The organism is Roseibium sp. LAB1, assembly GCF_054658235.1.
This window is the reverse complement of the sequence record NZ_BAAGIB010000003.1, coordinates 238,801-254,940: the sequence shown is the minus strand read 5'-3', so window position 1 is coordinate 254,940 and position 16,140 is coordinate 238,801. Positions and strand designations below refer to the sequence as shown.

17 protein-coding genes are annotated in these 16,140 nt (G+C 60.7%); 4 read left to right on the top strand and 13 right to left on the bottom strand.

Annotated elements, in window-relative coordinates:
* Positions 1 to 52: 52 nt before the first annotated feature.
* Genes ACYQ54_RS19125 through ftsE form a run of 4 tightly spaced genes read right to left on the bottom strand, consistent with a single transcriptional unit; the run spans position 53 to position 3,384 of the window.
* The gene (locus ACYQ54_RS19125; protein WP_460085483.1) at positions 53 to 829 is read right to left on the bottom strand and encodes a lysophospholipid acyltransferase family protein; all 777 of its coding nucleotides are present in this window, start codon (positions 827 to 829) and stop codon (positions 53 to 55) included.
* A gap of 56 nt (positions 830 to 885) precedes the next feature.
* Complete coding sequence (locus ACYQ54_RS19120; RefSeq protein WP_460085481.1) at positions 886 to 1,611, bottom strand: YdcF family protein; 726 nt, start codon at positions 1,609 to 1,611, stop codon at positions 886 to 888.
* Between the two features lie 52 nt (positions 1,612 to 1,663).
* Complete coding sequence (locus ACYQ54_RS19115; RefSeq protein WP_460085479.1) at positions 1,664 to 2,716, bottom strand: cell division protein FtsX; 1,053 nt, start codon at positions 2,714 to 2,716, stop codon at positions 1,664 to 1,666.
* Positions 2,717 to 2,724: 8 nt separating this feature from the next.
* Entirely contained in the window at positions 2,725 to 3,384 is a 660-nt protein-coding gene (gene ftsE, locus ACYQ54_RS19110; protein WP_330561210.1) for a cell division ATP-binding protein FtsE, read from the bottom strand.
* Positions 3,385 to 3,578: 194 nt separating this feature from the next.
* Here ftsE and ACYQ54_RS19105 point away from each other — a divergent pair, with 194 nt between their 5' ends.
* Genes ACYQ54_RS19105 through ACYQ54_RS19095 form a run of 3 tightly spaced genes read left to right on the top strand, consistent with a single transcriptional unit; the run spans position 3,579 to position 5,490 of the window.
* Positions 3,579 to 4,526, top strand: coding sequence for a zinc-ribbon domain-containing protein (locus tag ACYQ54_RS19105; RefSeq protein ID WP_460085477.1), 948 nt, complete (start codon positions 3,579 to 3,581; stop codon positions 4,524 to 4,526).
* A 2-nt stretch (positions 4,527 to 4,528) separates the two neighbouring features.
* Positions 4,529 to 5,092, top strand: a complete 564-nt coding sequence (gene hpt, locus ACYQ54_RS19100) for a hypoxanthine phosphoribosyltransferase (protein ID WP_460085475.1) — start codon at positions 4,529 to 4,531, stop codon at positions 5,090 to 5,092.
* Positions 5,093 to 5,094: 2 nt separating this feature from the next.
* The gene (locus tag ACYQ54_RS19095) at positions 5,095 to 5,490 is read left to right on the top strand and encodes a response regulator (protein ID WP_460085473.1); all 396 of its coding nucleotides are present in this window, start codon (positions 5,095 to 5,097) and stop codon (positions 5,488 to 5,490) included.
* A 359-nt stretch (positions 5,491 to 5,849) separates the two neighbouring features.
* Here the strand turns inward: ACYQ54_RS19095 and ACYQ54_RS19090 are convergent, their stop codons facing one another.
* The 4 genes from ACYQ54_RS19090 to argH all read right to left on the bottom strand — a co-directional run bounded on the left by ACYQ54_RS19090 (position 5,850) and on the right by argH (position 11,754).
* Positions 5,850 to 8,441 (bottom strand): TIGR02302 family protein, encoded by a 2,592-nt coding sequence (locus ACYQ54_RS19090; RefSeq protein WP_460085471.1) that lies wholly within the window; start codon positions 8,439 to 8,441, stop codon positions 5,850 to 5,852.
* Between the two features lie 132 nt (positions 8,442 to 8,573).
* Positions 8,574 to 9,848: a diaminopimelate decarboxylase gene (gene lysA / locus ACYQ54_RS19085; protein ID WP_460086103.1), complete on the bottom strand. Its 1,275-nt coding sequence runs from the start codon at positions 9,846 to 9,848 to the stop codon at positions 8,574 to 8,576.
* Between the two features lie 156 nt (positions 9,849 to 10,004).
* Positions 10,005 to 10,205: a lipoprotein gene (locus tag ACYQ54_RS19080; protein ID WP_460085468.1), complete on the bottom strand. Its 201-nt coding sequence runs from the start codon at positions 10,203 to 10,205 to the stop codon at positions 10,005 to 10,007.
* 163 nt (positions 10,206 to 10,368) lie between these two features.
* Positions 10,369 to 11,754: an argininosuccinate lyase gene (gene argH / locus ACYQ54_RS19075; RefSeq protein ID WP_460085465.1), complete on the bottom strand. Its 1,386-nt coding sequence runs from the start codon at positions 11,752 to 11,754 to the stop codon at positions 10,369 to 10,371.
* 42 nt (positions 11,755 to 11,796) lie between these two features.
* Between argH and tlpA the strand changes: the two genes are divergently transcribed.
* A complete protein-coding gene (tlpA, locus tag ACYQ54_RS19070; protein ID WP_460085462.1) occupies positions 11,797 to 12,459 on the top strand; it encodes a thiol:disulfide interchange protein TlpA in 663 nt (220 codons plus the stop codon).
* A 73-nt stretch (positions 12,460 to 12,532) separates the two neighbouring features.
* Here tlpA and ACYQ54_RS19065 read toward each other — a convergent pair whose 3' ends face one another.
* The 5 genes from ACYQ54_RS19065 to ACYQ54_RS19045 all read right to left on the bottom strand — a co-directional run bounded on the left by ACYQ54_RS19065 (position 12,533) and on the right by ACYQ54_RS19045 (position 16,109).
* A complete protein-coding gene (locus ACYQ54_RS19065; RefSeq protein WP_460085459.1) occupies positions 12,533 to 12,745 on the bottom strand; it encodes a hypothetical protein in 213 nt (70 codons plus the stop codon).
* Between the two features lie 136 nt (positions 12,746 to 12,881).
* The gene (locus ACYQ54_RS19060; RefSeq protein WP_023002524.1) at positions 12,882 to 13,142 is read right to left on the bottom strand and encodes a hypothetical protein; all 261 of its coding nucleotides are present in this window, start codon (positions 13,140 to 13,142) and stop codon (positions 12,882 to 12,884) included.
* Positions 13,143 to 13,443: 301 nt separating this feature from the next.
* Positions 13,444 to 13,647: a hypothetical protein gene (locus ACYQ54_RS19055; RefSeq protein WP_031270014.1), complete on the bottom strand. Its 204-nt coding sequence runs from the start codon at positions 13,645 to 13,647 to the stop codon at positions 13,444 to 13,446.
* Between the two features lie 62 nt (positions 13,648 to 13,709).
* Entirely contained in the window at positions 13,710 to 15,200 is a 1,491-nt protein-coding gene (locus tag ACYQ54_RS19050) for a class I adenylate-forming enzyme family protein (RefSeq protein ID WP_460085456.1), read from the bottom strand.
* A gap of 27 nt (positions 15,201 to 15,227) precedes the next feature.
* The gene (locus ACYQ54_RS19045; RefSeq protein ID WP_023002521.1) at positions 15,228 to 16,109 is read right to left on the bottom strand and encodes a 3-hydroxybutyryl-CoA dehydrogenase; all 882 of its coding nucleotides are present in this window, start codon (positions 16,107 to 16,109) and stop codon (positions 15,228 to 15,230) included.
* Positions 16,110 to 16,140: the final 31 nt, after the last annotated feature.

The following is a 16,140-nucleotide window of genomic DNA, read 5'->3' as shown; positions in this document are numbered from 1 at the left end:
GAACGAGCTTCAAAACAGAAAGACCGTCCCGGTTCGCCCGGGCGGTCTTTTTTCAGGCCGGTTGTGCCTTGCGGCGCGTGTCGACGTCTTCAAGCACCGGAGAGGGCTTGCGGGCCGCGCGGGCTTCCTCGATCAAACGGTCACTGGCCGTTTCGATGTCCGTGACCATTCTTTCGTAAAAGGCATTCGGAGCCAGGCCGGGTTCGATCGGTGGCAGGATCTCGACAATCACCGTACCCGGATAGACCTTCCACGACGCCCGCGGCCAGTAGAGACCCGCATTGTGGGCAATCGGGACCGCGGGACATTTCAGGTCCCTGTAGAGATGGGCGATACCGAACTTGTATTTCGGCTCCGCTCCGGCGGGACGGCGTGTGCCTTCAGGAAAGATCAGGATCTGGCGCTTTTCGGCGATCGCCTCCTTGGCGGCCTGCATCATCGCAACCAGGGCTTCGGACCGTTTGCCCCGGTTGATCGGGATCTGCTTGAACTTGGCCGTGTACCAGCCAAAGATCGGTATCCAGCGCAGTTCGCGCTTCAGAATGAAGGTGGGGCTTCTGAAAAGCGGTATCAGCGCCACCGTTTCCCACGCGGACTGATGCTTCATGGCGGCGATGAAACCACCGTCAGGCAGGTTCTCGCGCCCCCGGACTTCCACCTTGATACCCGCAAAGACCCGCATCAGCAGCTGCAGCACCCGCGACCAGGTCGGCACGACCCACCAGCCCCAGCGGCGCGGCAACAGCATCACCGGTGCAAACAGGACCATCAGCACAAACGTGACGGTGTAGAACAGGATCTGGAAAAGGGTAGAGCGCAGAAAAACCATGGCACCGTAAAACTGGTCATAGGTGAAGCCACCGCTCGGCCGTGGTCCGACAGCTGTCAGCGCACACCCTGCACGGTAATCCGAAGTCGGGCGAGGATATACTTCACATATTCGCGCATGAGAAGCCGCATCGTTGCCGGTTCCCTGTACCAGCTGTCCAGCTTCAGGTCCTTGGAGAAGACCGGATAGGCAATCAGCGCGACATTCGGCAGGGCGCCGGCAAGTTCCACCTTGGCACGCGGCAGATGGTAGGCGCTGGTCACGACCAGCAGTGAGGAGAAGCCGTTTTTCTTGACCCAGTTGGCGGTTTCCACCGCGTTGCCCGCAGTGTTGAGCGCGACTCGGTCGAGATCGACGCTGTTCTTTTCCAGCGGCATTGTGGACGCGGTGACGGCGGCAAGCTGCTCGCGCGTGGTGCCTGGATGAACGCCGGAAATCAACAGCCGGTTGGCACGGCCTTCTTCCAGAAGACGGATTGCTTCGTTGACGCGGGCATGCCCACCCGTCAGCACGACGATGGCATCGGCATTGGCCGATGCAGGAACCCTGGCGGTGGCAACCTTCTGGGCGAACGTTGCAAACTGGCCGATGGTGCCGACGACAAGCGCCGTGACAACCGCGACGAACAGGATCCTGAGGCCGAAGCGCTTCTTGCGTCGATCGGCCTTGGTACCGTTCCTGTGTACTGTGCCCTTGTCCTGAGATACGGACACACGCCGGTCGGCAACGACGGAAGCACCGTCGTCCAGAACGGGATCTAACACTGTGTCAGCATGGGTCATGGCGCGACTATGATAAGTGATTCGGCCAATTTCACGGCATTGTGCGATAAAATCAATCCACTTTCGCCAGATGGGCCTTGACCGCGAGGCCTGAAGTGAGGGCTGTCAGGATCGCCACGAGGAATACGACACCAAACACACCAAGGTACCCGGGCAGGCTGACGGAGATGCCGCCAAAGAGAGCCGATACCTGATCGGACCCCGCCTGACCGGAGCTCTGCCGGGTGAGCATGTCGACTGTGAGAAAGCTCAGGATGGCCGCAACACCGCCGGATACACCGCCTTTCAGGCCCAGCATCAGAAAATGCCGCTGGAACTCGCGGGCAATGAAACCGTCTTCCGCACCCACAAAATGCAGAACGGAAACCACATCCTTGTTGCCGGCCATCGCCGCCTGGGTGGCGAAGACGACGCTCAACACCATCGAGCCGAGCACCAGCACCATGATGGCAAAGCCGCCAAGCACCACGGCACCGGCCATGGCCGACAGGCGCGATGTCCAGACCGAATGATCGTCGACGCTCGCACCTGTCACGCTCTCAGAGACCATGGAGCGCAACTGTGTGAGGTTCAGAAGCTCCGGATCGCCGACGGTGATCTGAATGAGCCTCGGCACAGGCAGACCGTCAAGCTGCAGACCTTCGCCGAGCCAGGGTTCCAGCAATGCCTTGGTTTCTGCATCGGAGAGGGCACGAACGGAATCGATGCCCGGAAATTCCTGTGCGAGCGCAACAGCCTTGTCGATCTCTCGCAGCATGTCGACACCTTCGGTCGGGCGGATCTGAATGGTGATTTCGCGCACCAGATCGTTCTGCCAGGCATCGGCAGCATCCCAGACCACAGATACCGCACCAACCGTCAGACAGGCCAGAAAGCTCATGATGGCAACCACGAGCGTGAGCGCGCGTCCTGCGACCGCCTGGGGCGGCACGATCGCCGCGGATGGCCGCAATTTGGCATCGTCGCCTTGCGGTGCTTCGTTTTTCGGCTTGGGCGCGGATTTGCGGGCCGGCTTTCGGCCACGCTTCAGCCGCTCGGTCCGCCTTGGTGGGCGGACACTGGCAGAGCCTGCCTGTTTCTTGTCGGTGTCGTCGGACTGAGCCATTATGCCGCCTAATCGAAAATTGAGAGGCGCCCGTCTGCAAGCACCATGCGTCGGGCGTCCACCTGTTCCAGCAGCGCGATATCGTGGGTCGCGATGACGACAGACGTGCCGAGTTTGTTCAATTCGATGAAAAGGCGCAACAGACGGCGTGCAAGCGGCGGGTCCACGTTGCCGGTCGGTTCGTCCGCAAGCAGCACTTCCGGCCGTGTGATCAGCGCCCGTGCAATGGCTGCGCGCTGCTTTTCACCACCTGACAGCACCGGCGGCAGAACATGCATGCGATCGCCAAGCCCGACCCATCTCAGCAGATCGATCACATCGGAGCGATATTCGGATTCGTCCTTGCCCACCACCCGCAGCGGCAGGGCCACGTTTTCATAGGTTGTCAGATGATCCAGGAGCCGGAAATCCTGAAACACGACGCCGATCTTGCGCCGGAGTTTGGGCAGTTCCTGCTTGTCGATAACACTCAGGTCGCGGTTGAAGACCTTGATCAGGCCACGGGTTGGACGCAGGGACATGAACAGGAGCCGGATCAGGCTGGTCTTGCCGGCCCCGGACGGTCCGGTCAGGAACTGAAACGATTGCGGTTCGATCTGAAAGGTCAGATCGCGCAGGATTTCCGGTCCCATTCCGTATCTCAATCCGACATTTTCAAAGCGGATCACAAAATTACTCCTGTTGATGGACCGAACGCTATAGCCTGGCCGTTAACGGTGCATTAATCATATAAAGGTCCATTAAGCACCTGAAAGCCCGTCATAGGATCTGCTTGGCCCTTGTCCAATATTTCATGCCGGATTTCGACCCCCCGGTTCAAAAGTGAACCGCTCGAGCATGCCATGGCGAAAGGTCTTCGCACATGAAGATCAAATGTCCGGACTGCAGTACGTCCTACGAGATTAAGATAGAGGCGCTTGGCCCGGAAGGGCGCAGCGTCAAATGCGCCAAGTGCGGCAACCGCTGGTTCGTTTCGCCCGACGATGACGAAGAAGGCACGGTTGCGTTTGACGCAAAGAAAGACGCCGACGACATCGACACTCCCGCAGTTACGGAAGATCCCGCACAGGATGAAGCCGAATGGGCTGCCGACGCTGAGGAAGACACTTTCGACGCGGATGCGCCAGACGATGACGATGAAGACGACGGGCCGGCGGCTGCCATTCCCGAACCCGCCGCAGCCCGCGCCGCCAAGGACGAGGCAAATTTCGCTGCGGACCTGAAGCAGGATGCCCAAACCGATGAGCCCGAAAACAAGGCCGACATCGAGTCCATGGCCAAGCGGCCGAAAATCATCGTCAACCCGAACAAGTTTCGCAGGGACCAGATCGGGGCCATTCTGAATTGGCTGCTCCGGCGAAATTACCGGCGCATTGGCGGCGTAGCCCTGTTCGGTGTTGCCGTGGCGACCTGCGTGCTGTTCGTTCTCATGCGCGACACGCTCGTCAAGCAGTCTCCTGACCTTGCGAGCCTCTTCGGAATGATCGGGTTTGAAGTCAATCTGCGCGGACTGGAATTCCGCAACCTGCGCACCTTCACCGAAGTCGAGGACGGCAAGAAGGTTCTCGTGGTCGAGGGATCGATCCGCAACCTGCTCGATGAGCTCAACTCGGTTCCCGCCGTGCGCCTGTCGATCCGCGGCGCTGATATGCAGGAAGTTTATGCCTGGACGGTCGAGCCAAGAACAAAAACGCTAAACGCACTGGACGAAACCCGGTTCAGGACGATATTAGCCGACCCTCCGAAAGCCGCGTCCGATATCCAGGTCCGGTTTGTTGAACGCGGCCAACGCCAGGTAGTTCTAGAGTGACCATGACATCACATATCCATACTCTGTTCGATGAAGATGCCATCTCCCAGCGCGTTGGCGCTCTCGCAGAGGAAATCGCAGAAGGCAGACCGCAGAACCTGCTGGTTGTCGCCGTTCTGAAAGGCAGTTTCATTTTCGCAGCCGATCTGGTGCGGGCGATGCACCGGGCAGGGCTGCAGCCCGAAATGGAGTTCATGCATCTGTCCTCCTACGGCGCCAGCACGGAAGGCTCGGACACCATCCGCATTTTGCGCGATGTTGAAAGTGACGTTAACGAGCGCGATATAATTTTAGTGGATGATATCCTGGAATCCGGTCGCACACTCGCGTTCGCGCGGGAGCGACTGCTGAACAGGGGCGCACGCTCGGTGAAGATCGCAGCTTTGCTGGATAAACCCGAGCGCCGTAAAGCTGCCATATCTGCCGATTATGTCGGTTTTGCCTGTCCTGATAAGTTTGTCGTCGGATATGGTATGGATATGGGCCACGCTTGGCGGCAGTTGCCCTATATTGGATACGTTGTCGCCTCGGACGACGGAGCGGCAGACGGCAACACAGGAGAGTGAGCATGGCTCGCATTCTTCTTACTGAAGACGATGAAGCTGTCCGCAGCTTCGTAAAGCGCGCTCTGGAGCTTGACGGTCATTCCGTCGAAGCGGCCGAGGATGGCGGCGAAGCCGTCGAGATGCTGACCCGGGAGAAGGGCAGCTTCGACCTGCTGCTGTCCGACATCAAGATGCCTGTCATGGACGGCATTGCCCTTGCCCTGCACACGGCGCGCGACTATCCACGGCTGCCGATTCTCCTCATGACCGGCTTTGCCGATCAGCGTGAACGGGCCAATGGCCTGGAGTCCCTCGTGCATGACGTGGTCACCAAGCCGTTTTCGCTGGCCGATATCCGCAAGGCGGTGCGCAACGCCATTTCCGGCGATTTCCCGTCCGAGACCCGCCGCTACGCGTAAGACCGACCGGCTACAGTCCCGAAAACAAAGACCCCGCTTCGGCGGGGTTTTTGTTTGCCCGGTGTCGCGCGGGTGGCCCCACATTTATTGCCAAGGCGTTTTCGGACCGGACAAGTGACCCATCCTTCGAGACAGCGCTCCGCGCGTCCTCAGGATGAGGAGGGATCTTTGGGTAATGCGAGATTTGAATGTGGCCGGGCTCTCGGTCTGGTCAACAACAGCCCTCGTCACAAAAGACAACCTCATCCTGAGGAGCGCATGTTTGCGCGTTTCGAAGGATGGGCCACAAATGCAAACACTACGGTCAAAAACAACTGACCCCGCCGAAGCGGGGTCATAAACCTTTGTCAGTACCGAGCTCAGTATCGCTTCAGCAGCCGTTCCAGGTAATCGAGCTCCAGCTTCGGCCGGGACGGGTCGGAGAAGCGGCGGCGGAGTTCTTCAAGGATCCGGCGGGCCCTCTGAACATCGATCTCGTCCGGAATACGCACACGGTTGTTGAAATCGGGGCCTTCGGTGCGCCGTGGGCGGCCAAGCGGATCTTCATCCATTGGCGATGCGCCGTTGGGCGACCCCGGACCTTCGCCCTGACCCATCATCTGCTCGGTCAGGCCCTGCGCGCCACGCCGCAGAGCGTCAAGGGCGTCACCCTGTTCGCCGAGCGCCTGCTGGCCCTGGCCGTCACCGAGGGATTCCTGGGCCTCGCCCATGGACTCGCCAGCTTCGCCGAGCGCCTGGTTCTGGCCCATGCCGTTCTGGTTAAGCTGGTCCATGAGTTCCTGCAGCTGCTGTGCCAGATCGCCCTGACCCTGCTGCAGCTGCTGCAGCATCTGTTCAAGTTGCTCCTGCGTCAGCTGCTGGCCCTGGCCCTGCTGTTGTTGTTGCCCTTGTTGCTGCTGCTGACCGCGGCGCTGTTGCTGCTGGTCCTGGTTGAACTTGTGGGTTTCATCCATCAACTGCTGCTGCCGCTGGATCATTTCACCCAGCTGGTTGAGCATTTCCATCATTTCGCTGGACATGCTGTTGGGCATCATCTGCGGCCGTCCGGCCTGCAGGTTTTCCAGCATCTGCTGCATCTGTGCCAGCAGCTCGCGGGCGGCATCGCGCGAACCGGTGCGCGCCAGTTCCTCGATCCGGTCGAGCATTTCGGTCAGATCCTGCTCGCTCAAGGTCTGCTGGTTGCCGTCGAACGGCTGCATGGCCTGCGGGTTCTGGCGCATCTGCTCGGCAAGCGCCTGCATATATTCGTTCAGCGCTTCGCGCAGCTGCTGGGTCAGCTTGGCGATTTCCTCGTCGCTCGCCCCTTCCTCCAGCGCCTTGCGTAGGGCCTCCTGAGCGTCGCGAAGCTTGCGTTCGGCCGCTGACAGATCCCCATCCTCGATCGACAGGGCCAGATCCCACAGAAGCGGCAGCAGGGCTTTCAGGTCCTCGTCTGTCCGGGCATTCACCAGAGCCCCATAGGCAAAGCGCATGCCCAGATAGTTGCGCGGCTTGAAGTCGAACATCTCCGGCGCCAGCATCAGAGCGTCGAATGCGATAATGACCTGGCTCTGGCTTTCGGCATCAAGCGCGAGATTGCGGCGCTGTTCAACGACAGCGCGTGCCAGCGGCTTGCCGAAGCGGCGCTGAGGCAGGGTGATGCGATAGGCAGGTGATTGCCCTTCCTGACCCGCCTGATCGCGTGCCAGCAGCGAAAGATTGACGTCCGACCCTGCCCAGGGATGCGACGTCAGGTCCCGGATGGTTTCCGCGGTCTTGGCCGTTCCGGCCCGCGGCGGAAGTGAAAGCGGGAATTGGGGAGCCTCCACGAGCGGCCGGGGAGCGCGGTTGTTGTGATCCGGATTGGGCAATGGCGCGATGCGGGCTTCGGCGGCCACGACGCCATAGTCGTCATTCACCAGATAGGAAAACTTGAGCGCGCCGCTGAGCTGTTCCTCCGGATCGTCGGTCAGCCGGATCTCCGGCGCATCGTCCGGCTTCACCGCAAACACGTAACTCAAGAGAGGTTCTTCACCATTGAGCAGTTCGACGATACCGGTCGTTTCCAGTTCAAGCCGGCGTTCCACCGGCAGGAGTGTCTTCAGCTCGGGATCTTCTGTTTCTGTTCCCAGTTCGGGTTCGATCACCTTGGGCTCGACGTCTTCCGCACGGGCGTAGGTCATCTTGAGATCGCGCGCGCCCTGGGTCCTGACCACCAGAACAGACCCTTCCGGCACCGAGATCGGCGCTCCCGGGTCGCGCAACTGGGCGCTTTCGCCCGTCAGGTAGATCGGCGGCTCGCTGGTATAAAGCGGCGGCGTGACCCAGGCGTCGAGACGGCTGGGCGGCTCCACGGTCTTGAACGGGTTCTGGAAGGCCGAGACCAGCCTGCCGAAATGATCGCCGCTGGCTGTCGAAAAGCCGATCACAAGCACGCTGGCGGCCAGCACGCGAAGCGCCCAGGGATCTCGGCGAAAGGCCTGCGGGTCTGGCGCCTTGGAGCGAATGGCCGCGACGGCTTCGGCGGTGCGCCGCTGATGCAGGGCCCAGATGGCCTGGCTTTCACGATCGCTCGCACCCACCGACAATTCGTCTTCCAGCGTGGTCAGCGGACGGTGCGTGCGGCCGGAAGATTTTTCAACGCGGGCAAGCGCATCCTCGCGCGTCGGCCAGGCAAGATGGAAGAGATCCCGCGCCGCCCAGAAGACAGCCGCCCCGAATACCAAAATGCCGAGCGGTCCTGCCCAGGCAGGCAACACCAGCCACAAGCCGAGCCAGGACAGTCCGACAAACAGGCCGAGAACCACCAGCACAGGGAGAAGGGCACGCCAGAGGCGTTCGATGAACAAGGCGCGGCGGCTCTGGCCCACCAGCTTGTCCAGCCGGGACCGGATCACGGCCCGCCAGCCGTTGGCTTCGGGAGACATCTGACGGTCTTGATCGGGGTCGCTGTCGCTCGCGCTCAATGGCACCTCCGGTTTTGCCCCCCGAACTGCCCGTTTCTCCGGAAACGCAGCCCGCTGGACCTGCCCACCTTACAATAAGGTGAGGCATAGCGGTCTGTCCGGCAACCTGTCGGTTCAACTAATTGTCAGCCGATCTGTTCACGAACCCTTGAGCCAATCCGGAATCCGGTCCAGGCCGAGCAGGTCTTCATAGCTGGTCCGGGGCCGGATAACGGCAAATTGGTCTGCATTTACGAGCACTTCGGGCACCAGCAGGCGCGTGTTGTAGGTGCAGGACTGAACCGCGCCATAAGCGCCAGCCGAATAGACCGCCAGCATTTCCCCAGCCTCTACGCTGGGCATATCCCGGTTCTGGGCCAGAAAATCACCGGTTTCGCACACCGGACCGACGATATCGGCCTTGATTCGGTCGACGTCTGCCGCCGGTTCACGCACCGGGCGCACCTCGTGATAGGCTTCGTAAAGCGTCGGTCGGATCAGGTCGTTCATGGCGGCATCGACAATAACGAAATTCTTGTCGGCGCCTTCCTTCACATAGATGACCTTGGTGACCAGGATACCGGCATTGCCGGCGATCATGCGGCCCGGCTCGAACATGACCATGCAGTCCAGCTCGCGTACGTGCTTCTTCACCACCTGGGCATAGGCATCGGGATGCGGAGGCGGATTGTTGTCGGTGATGTAGGGAATGCCCAGGCCGCCGCCGAGATCGACATGATCGATCGAATGGCCCTGGGACCGCAGATCCGTGATCAGCTCACCAAGACGCGCAAACGCATTGTCGAAAGGCTCCAGCTCGGTAATCTGCGAGCCGATGTGCATGTCGATACCGGTGACCTTGATGCCGGGCAGGGCTGCTGCCTCGGCGTAGACGTCACGCGCACGCTGCCAGGGAATGCCGAACTTGTTCTCGGCCTTGCCGGTTGCAATCTTGGCGTGGGTCTTGGCATCAACGTCCGGGTTGATGCGCATGGACACCCGCGCGGTCTTGCCCATCGCGCTGGCCACCCTGGAGAGCTGGCGCAACTCGGGTTCGGATTCCACGTTGAAGCACAGGATGTCTTCCTGCAGCGCATAGGCTTGTTCGGCTTCGGTCTTGCCGACACCGGAAAAGACAATTTTCGACGCGGGAACACCGGCTGCACGCGCGCGGCGCAATTCGCCTTCCGACACCACGTCCATGCCCGCGCCAAGCTGCGCAAGCGTCTTCAGCACAGCCTGGTTGGAATTGGCCTTCATCGCATAGCAAACCAGCGACGGGATATCGCTGAACGCGGCAGCAAACACCTGGTAGTGACGGGTCAGCGTCGCCGTGGAATAGCAGTAGAACGGCGTACCGACCTCACGCGCGATGGTCTCGATCGCGACGTCTTCGGCAAACAGCTCGCCATTCTTGTAATCGAAGTGATGCAAGGGACGGCCCTCATGCGGCTGGATCAGGCTGGGCGCCAGGCGGAATTGGCAAACCGCGCGGTAGCTGATCGGCATTGAAACGATGGAACTTCACGGTTGCTTCGGTGCATCCGGCTTGCTCCGTTGCGCAGCCGGTGCTCCCGCTGCGCCCATGGTTTATCGGATCAGGAAATCCAGGAAAAAGGTCTTGTCGCTTTCCGGCGCTTCCGGCTGAACCGGCGCAGCCACCGCGGGATCGACCCCGGTATCCGCCTGCTGGACCGGCGCTCCCGGGTCGTCCAGCCCGCCCTTGCGGCCACACCCTGCCAGGGTCACGCTCAGGCAAAGACCGACCAGAGCCAGGGTTTTGAACCGCATTGTCATCACCATCATGCCTTTTTGGATCGACTGCCCCGCGCCCTTGCGGACACGGGAGTTTTTACAAAGTCACACACCGGTCCTTCTCCTCGCATGACACGGCGCGTTCGGCAAGACCAGTTCGCGCCGGGCCCTGCCGGGAGAGCGGTTCTTTCTCAGGCCGTCAGGCCTTGGAAAGCTCCTTGAGCCAGCGGCGCGCCTGCTTGCGCACGTTCACCGGCGATGTGCCGCCATAGCTGGTCCGGCTGCGCACGGATTTGTCGACGGACAGGACCTGGAAGATCTCGTTGGTGATCTTCGGCTCCACCGCCTGCATCTCCTCCAGAGAGACCTTGTGCAGCTCGACGCCCTTCTCCACGGCAATTGCCACGATGCGGCCGGTGACGTGATGGGCATCGCGGAACGGCAGACCAAGAACGCGCACCAGCCAGTCGGCCAGATCGGTCGCGGTCGAATAACCCGACCCTGCGGCCTTCTTCAGGGCCTTGGTGACAGGTTCCAGGTCGCGGATCATGCCGGTCATGGCTGCAAGCGCCAGGGACACGCTGGCCAGGCCGTCGAAGGCCTGTTCCTTGTCTTCCTGCATGTCCTTGGAATAGGCCAGCGGCAGGCCTTTCATCATCACCAGAAGCGCTTGCAGCGAGCCGTAGATGCGGCCCGACTTGGCACGCACCAGCTCCGCTGCATCCGGGTTCTTCTTCTGCGGCATGATCGACGAGCCCGTCGAGAACTTGTCCGACAGTTTGACGAAGCCGAACTGTGCCGAGCACCAGATCACGATTTCTTCGGCAAGGCGCGACAGATGCATGGCCGTGAGAGACGCCGTCGCCAGCGCCTCGATGACGAAATCTCGGTCGGACACGGCATCAAGCGAGTTGGCCGACGGGCGATCGAAGCCCAGTGCCTTGGCAGTCATGTGCCGGTCGATCGGGAAGGAGGTGCCGGCCAATGCGGCGGCCCCAAGCGGGCATTCGTTCATGCGCTTGCGCGCATCGCGCACACGGCCGCGGTCACGTCCGAACATTTCGACATAGGCCAGCATGTGGTGGCCGAAAGTTACCGGCTGGGCCGATTGCAGATGCGTGAAGCCGGGCATGACGTCGGCAGCGTGTGTTTCCGCCTTTTCCGCCAGCGCTTCCATCAGCTCTCCAAGCTGGACGTCCAGCGTGTCGAGCGTGTCGCGCACCCACAGGCGGAAATCGGTCGCCACCTGGTCGTTGCGCGAGCGCGCGGTGTGCAGGCGCCCGGCCGCCGGGCCGATCAGCTCGGCAAGGCGCGCCTCGATGTTCATGTGAATGTCTTCAAGCGCGCGGGAAAACTTGAACTCGCCGCTTTCGATCTCTGACAGGATTGTGTCTAGACCTTGAACGATCTTGTCGGCATCGTCCCGCGTCACAATGTCTTTTTCCGCGAGCATGCGCACATGGGCTTTCGAGCCGTCGATGTCCTGCTTATATAGCTTCCGGTCGAAGTCGATGGAGGCGTTGATTTCCTCCATGATGGCGTCCGGTCCCTCAGCGAACCGGCCTCCCCACATGCGATTGCTCATGTCCTGTCCCTTAGAAGGCGCCCCCTTGCGGGGTGTGAACGAATGACAAAGCCAACCGAACCAGCGAAAACCAACAGACGCGGCATTGTTGCCGCCGGGCTTGCGGGCGCAGTGGCCGCCGTAGCGGCTCTATACGTGATCGCTGGACCGAATGGCAACATCGCCGGTGCGCAAAGCTGTTCGGCTGCGCTCGATTTTGCAGCCGCCGCCAAGCCATTTGCCACCGGAGAGGTCGCCGCCTTCCTGCCGGCAAGCCAGCCGCTGGACCTTCAGCACCTGACTTTCAAGGGGCCGGACGACAAGCAGATCACGCTGTCGGATTTCGGCGGCAAGACCGTTCTCCTCAATCTCTGGGCAACATGGTGCGCCCCCTGCCGGAAGGAAATGCCGGCGCTGGACGCGCTTCAGGCGGAAATGGGAGACGACAGTTTCGAGGTGGTTGCGGTCAATCTCGACCGGGGCGGACCGGAAAAACCGAAAGCCTTTCTGGACGAGGTCGGCGTCGGCAATCTGACCTTTTATCAGGACAGCTCGAACGATCTTTTGAAGGACCTGCGCAAGGTCGCCAGGGCAACCGGTTTGCCGACAACCATTCTGGTAAGCCCGAAAGGGTGCGAGATCGGCACGATGTACGGTCCCGCGGAATGGGCATCCGGCGAGGCCAAGGCGCTTATCAAAAATGCAATGGCGCCCCCGGACGCCTGACGTCCGGCTGCCGCCACAATAATATTAAGCTCAACGGACCTTCCGAAACCGGTGGAGGCAATGCTCCGCCGGATCAGACGCTGATATCGACCGCGTTGCCCAGACCCGGAATTCGCCGGGATTCGCGCCGGTCTTCTTCCTGGGTTGCCTGGGCCTCCTGCAGCCGTTCGGCAACCTGACGTTCCTGCTGGTTCTGGTCTTTCACCGCATTGGCAGCAAGCTCGCTGCGAACACTTGCGGCGCTATAGGCGGCCGAGGAAGAGGAACTGTCGATAGCACTCGGCATGATGGGTTACTCCTTCGCCGTGGTGATGAGGCTTGTCCGCAGCCGTTGGTCACCCGTCATCCTTGCAATCGGGCAACTCGGCTTTTTGTTCGTTCGTCTTACGCTTCCAGTCGGCTTATCCGGAAGATGCGTCACATCAGGCCAGGATGTTGACCTGTAATCCGACACCATCTTCCAGCCGACGCGTTTCCGCGCGATTTTCCAGTTGCTCAGCTTGCCGGCTCAGGAATTCTGCCCGGTTCGTGCTGAAACTCGCCTGGCGTTGCGCAATCACGGCTGCGGCTTCGGAGCGTTTGGTCTTGAACGCTTCGGCTTGTTCTGCAACCTGGCCCGCACGCGTGTTGGCCTGGTTCGGCTGATACGCCTGGGATGCTCCATATCCTATTGCTTCAGGCATGGTCGTTCCAATCCTTGGATACGATTTCAAACTTCATCTTGTATGAAATACCTGAATTCAAAGGTAAATTTCCAAAACAACTCTCGTAGTTGCTAACTGTATTACTGAATTAATCAGAAAGTTTTTGTTAAAACTTTACGGAATGAATAATAACTATCTGAAGGACATGATCTTTTCGCAGGATGCTTCGAAACGCCGGATTCCGGCCCGGCACAAAAAAAGATGCCCGGAGCAACAACGAAAACGGCCCGCGTGGAGCAAATCCACACGAGCCGTTAACAAAATCGGAAAGGAAACGGGATCAGGCGCTGACGTCGACCCGTCCGCCGAGGCCGGGAGGCGGCGTCGCCTGCTGGGCCTGAAGATTGTCGGCACCTTGCTGCAACAGCGCCACCAGATTGGCGTCCTGCTGCGCCGCCATCTTCATCATCTCTGTCTGAAGAGTCTGGGCTGTCTGTGCCTGTGTCTGGGCCACGAATGTGGTGGCAATGCCAACACTGTCCATCAATAACTCCTGAGGTTGTGGCCAACCTAACCCCCTCCCCTTAATCAGGCGTTAACAATGCGTCAGTTGCCATCCCTCAAGACGCTGCGCCGAACCTTTCCGGATGGCGTGCGTGGTAACTGGTCCAGCACCTTGTAAACCTTGGGGCGTTTGTATTCCGCGAGGTTCTCAGCGGCATGAGCGGCCAGGCGGTCGGCATCCAGCTGACCGGACACCGCCGGTACCACGAACGCGGTAATCAGACTGACACCCTCGCGCGCTGACACCGCCGTCACGGCCACTTCCTGCACTTGCGGATCGGCAGCAAGCACCCGCTCCACTTCTTCCGGTGCCACCCGGTAACCGAAGGCGTTCATCAAATCGTCGGCGCGGCCTTCATACCAGAAATAGCCGTCCTCATCCTGCCGCGCCCTATCTCCGGTCAGGAACCAGTCGCCCCGGAATGCCGCCGCGGTTTCCTCAGCGCGGTTCCAGTACCCCAGCATCAGGCCCGGTTCGTCCCTGTGTATGGCCAATAGCCCTGTCTCGGGCCCGTCAACCGGCACCGCGGCCTCTTCAGCCTCGCTGAGGATGGCGACCTTTCGGCCGGTCTGCGGCTTGCCCGGCGACCCTGGCTTCACCTGCACGTCCGGACTGCTGGAGAGATAGGTCGAAATCTCGCTCATGCCGAGCGCTTCATAAAGTTCGCGGCCAGTGCGTTCCTTCCACTCGCGGTAAAGCCCGGCCGGCAGCGCCTCACCGGCGGTCAGACCATGACGCAGGTCCGGAAAGGAGGCCGGAGTGACTGCACCGTATTTCAGGATACGCCGGTAGAGGCTGGGAACCGCTGCAAAAAGCGTCGCGCTTGTGTGTGTCATCAGTTCCGGCCAGAGATCCGGGTCCCGCGGCCCGTCATAGACCACGCTGGTCGCGCCATTGGCCCAGGGGTCCATCAGTCCGGCGCCGAGCGTGTAGGTCCAGTTGAAGGCGCCTGCGTGAAGCAGCCGGTCTGCGGCACCGATGCCATACCAGCCCGCATACATGGGCTTGCGTGCGCTGGCCGCGCGCTGCGCATGCAGCACCCCTTTCGGCGTGCCGCTGGTACCGGAGGTATAGACAAGAAACGCCGGATCATCGGCCTTGGTGTCTGCGAAATTTCCCGGCGCAGTCTGTTTCAGCTCGGCAAATGCCTCAGGTCCCGGAAAAGTGGCGCTGCCCGCTCGCGGAAGCTGTGTGTGACCGTCATGAAGCACCATCCGGGCGCCGCTGTCGGCAAGGATCGCTTCAGCTTCGGACGCGGTGAGCTGGGAAGATGTCGGGATCGGCACAAAGCCGCCTGCGATCGCGCCGAAGAAGGCCAGGGGAAAGTCGCTGGAATGGCCGATCCTGAGGAGAATGCGGTCACCAGGCTGGAGGTTGGAGGAGCGCAGACCCGCGGCAACCGAAAGCACAGCCCGCGTCAGCGTGCCGTAGCTCCAGGTTTCCAGAAGTGCGCCACCGGCGCCCACCAGTTCCAGCGCCGTCTTGTCCGGATCCGGGGCGGCGCTGGTCAGGCAATAGCGGGCAAGGTTCATTGCTTAAAAAAGCTTCCGGCGATCTGCTTACCGCGTCGGAACCGGATGTTCACCGCGGTAATCGTAGAACCCGCGCTGGGTCTTGCGGCCAAGCCAGCCAGCTTCAACATATTTTACCAGCAGCGGGCATGGACGGTACTTGGTATCCGCCAGACCTTCGTAAAGCACCTGCATGATCGACAGGCAGGTATCGAGACCGATGAAATCGGCAAGCTGCAGCGGGCCCATCGGATGGTTGGCCCCGAGCCGCATGGCCTTGTCGATGGAATCGACCGAACCGACACCTTCATAAAGCGTATAGATTGCTTCGTTGATCATCGGCAGCAGAATTCGGTTGACCATGAAGGCCGGGAAATCTTCTGCCACGGCAATCTGTTTGCCGAGACGGACACAGAACCCTTTCGACGCTTCGAACGTCTCGTCTTCCGTGGCGATGCCGCGCACCAGTTCGACCAGTTCCATGACCGGAACCGGGTTCATGAAATGGATGCCGATAAAGCGCTCCGGACGGTCCGTCGACGCTGCAAGGCGTGTGATCGAGATCGACGACGTGTTGGTCGCAAGGATCGCTTCCGGCTTCAGGATCGGGCAAAGCTGGGAGAAGATCTTGCGTTTGACCTGCTCGTTCTCGACGGCGGATTCGATCACCAGATCTGCATCGCGTAGAAGATCGAGGTCCTCAGCGGCCTTGATGCGGTCCAGCGCCGCATTCCGCTCTTCCTCGGTGATCATGGACTTGGACACCTGGCGCGCCAGATTGCCGTTGATCGAAGCCAGACCGGATTCGATCCGTTCCATGGAGAGGTCGCTCAATCCCACGTCGAAGCCTGCAAGTGCACATACATGCGCAATGCCGCTGCCCATCTGACCAGCGCCGATTACGCCGACTTTCTTGATTTCGACTGCCATCCTGAAAATCCGATCTTTAGAAAACATCCCG

Excerpts from the sequence above, each read along its gene's own strand:
- ACYQ54_RS19125 (WP_460085483.1), bottom strand. The coding sequence starts at position 829 with ATGGTTTTTCTGCGCTCTACCCTTTTCCAGATCCTGTTCTACACCGTC.
- ACYQ54_RS19120 (WP_460085481.1), bottom strand. The coding sequence starts at position 1,611 with ATGACCCATGCTGACACAGTGTTAGATCCCGTTCTGGACGACGGTGCT.
- ACYQ54_RS19115 (WP_460085479.1), bottom strand. The coding sequence starts at position 2,716 with ATGGCTCAGTCCGACGACACCGACAAGAAACAGGCAGGCTCTGCCAGT.
- ACYQ54_RS19105 (WP_460085477.1), top strand. The coding sequence starts at position 3,579 with ATGAAGATCAAATGTCCGGACTGCAGTACGTCCTACGAGATTAAGATA.
- hpt (WP_460085475.1), top strand. The coding sequence starts at position 4,529 with ATGACATCACATATCCATACTCTGTTCGATGAAGATGCCATCTCCCAG.
- ACYQ54_RS19095 (WP_460085473.1), top strand. The coding sequence starts at position 5,095 with ATGGCTCGCATTCTTCTTACTGAAGACGATGAAGCTGTCCGCAGCTTC.
- ACYQ54_RS19080 (WP_460085468.1), bottom strand. The coding sequence starts at position 10,205 with ATGCGGTTCAAAACCCTGGCTCTGGTCGGTCTTTGCCTGAGCGTGACC.
- argH (WP_460085465.1), bottom strand. The coding sequence starts at position 11,754 with ATGAGCAATCGCATGTGGGGAGGCCGGTTCGCTGAGGGACCGGACGCC.
- tlpA (WP_460085462.1), top strand. The coding sequence starts at position 11,797 with ATGACAAAGCCAACCGAACCAGCGAAAACCAACAGACGCGGCATTGTT.
- ACYQ54_RS19065 (WP_460085459.1), bottom strand. The coding sequence starts at position 12,745 with ATGCCGAGTGCTATCGACAGTTCCTCTTCCTCGGCCGCCTATAGCGCC.
- ACYQ54_RS19060 (WP_023002524.1), bottom strand. The coding sequence starts at position 13,142 with ATGCCTGAAGCAATAGGATATGGAGCATCCCAGGCGTATCAGCCGAAC.
- ACYQ54_RS19055 (WP_031270014.1), bottom strand. The coding sequence starts at position 13,647 with ATGGACAGTGTTGGCATTGCCACCACATTCGTGGCCCAGACACAGGCA.
- ACYQ54_RS19050 (WP_460085456.1), bottom strand. The coding sequence starts at position 15,200 with ATGAACCTTGCCCGCTATTGCCTGACCAGCGCCGCCCCGGATCCGGAC.
- ACYQ54_RS19045 (WP_023002521.1), bottom strand. The coding sequence starts at position 16,109 with ATGGCAGTCGAAATCAAGAAAGTCGGCGTAATCGGCGCTGGTCAGATG.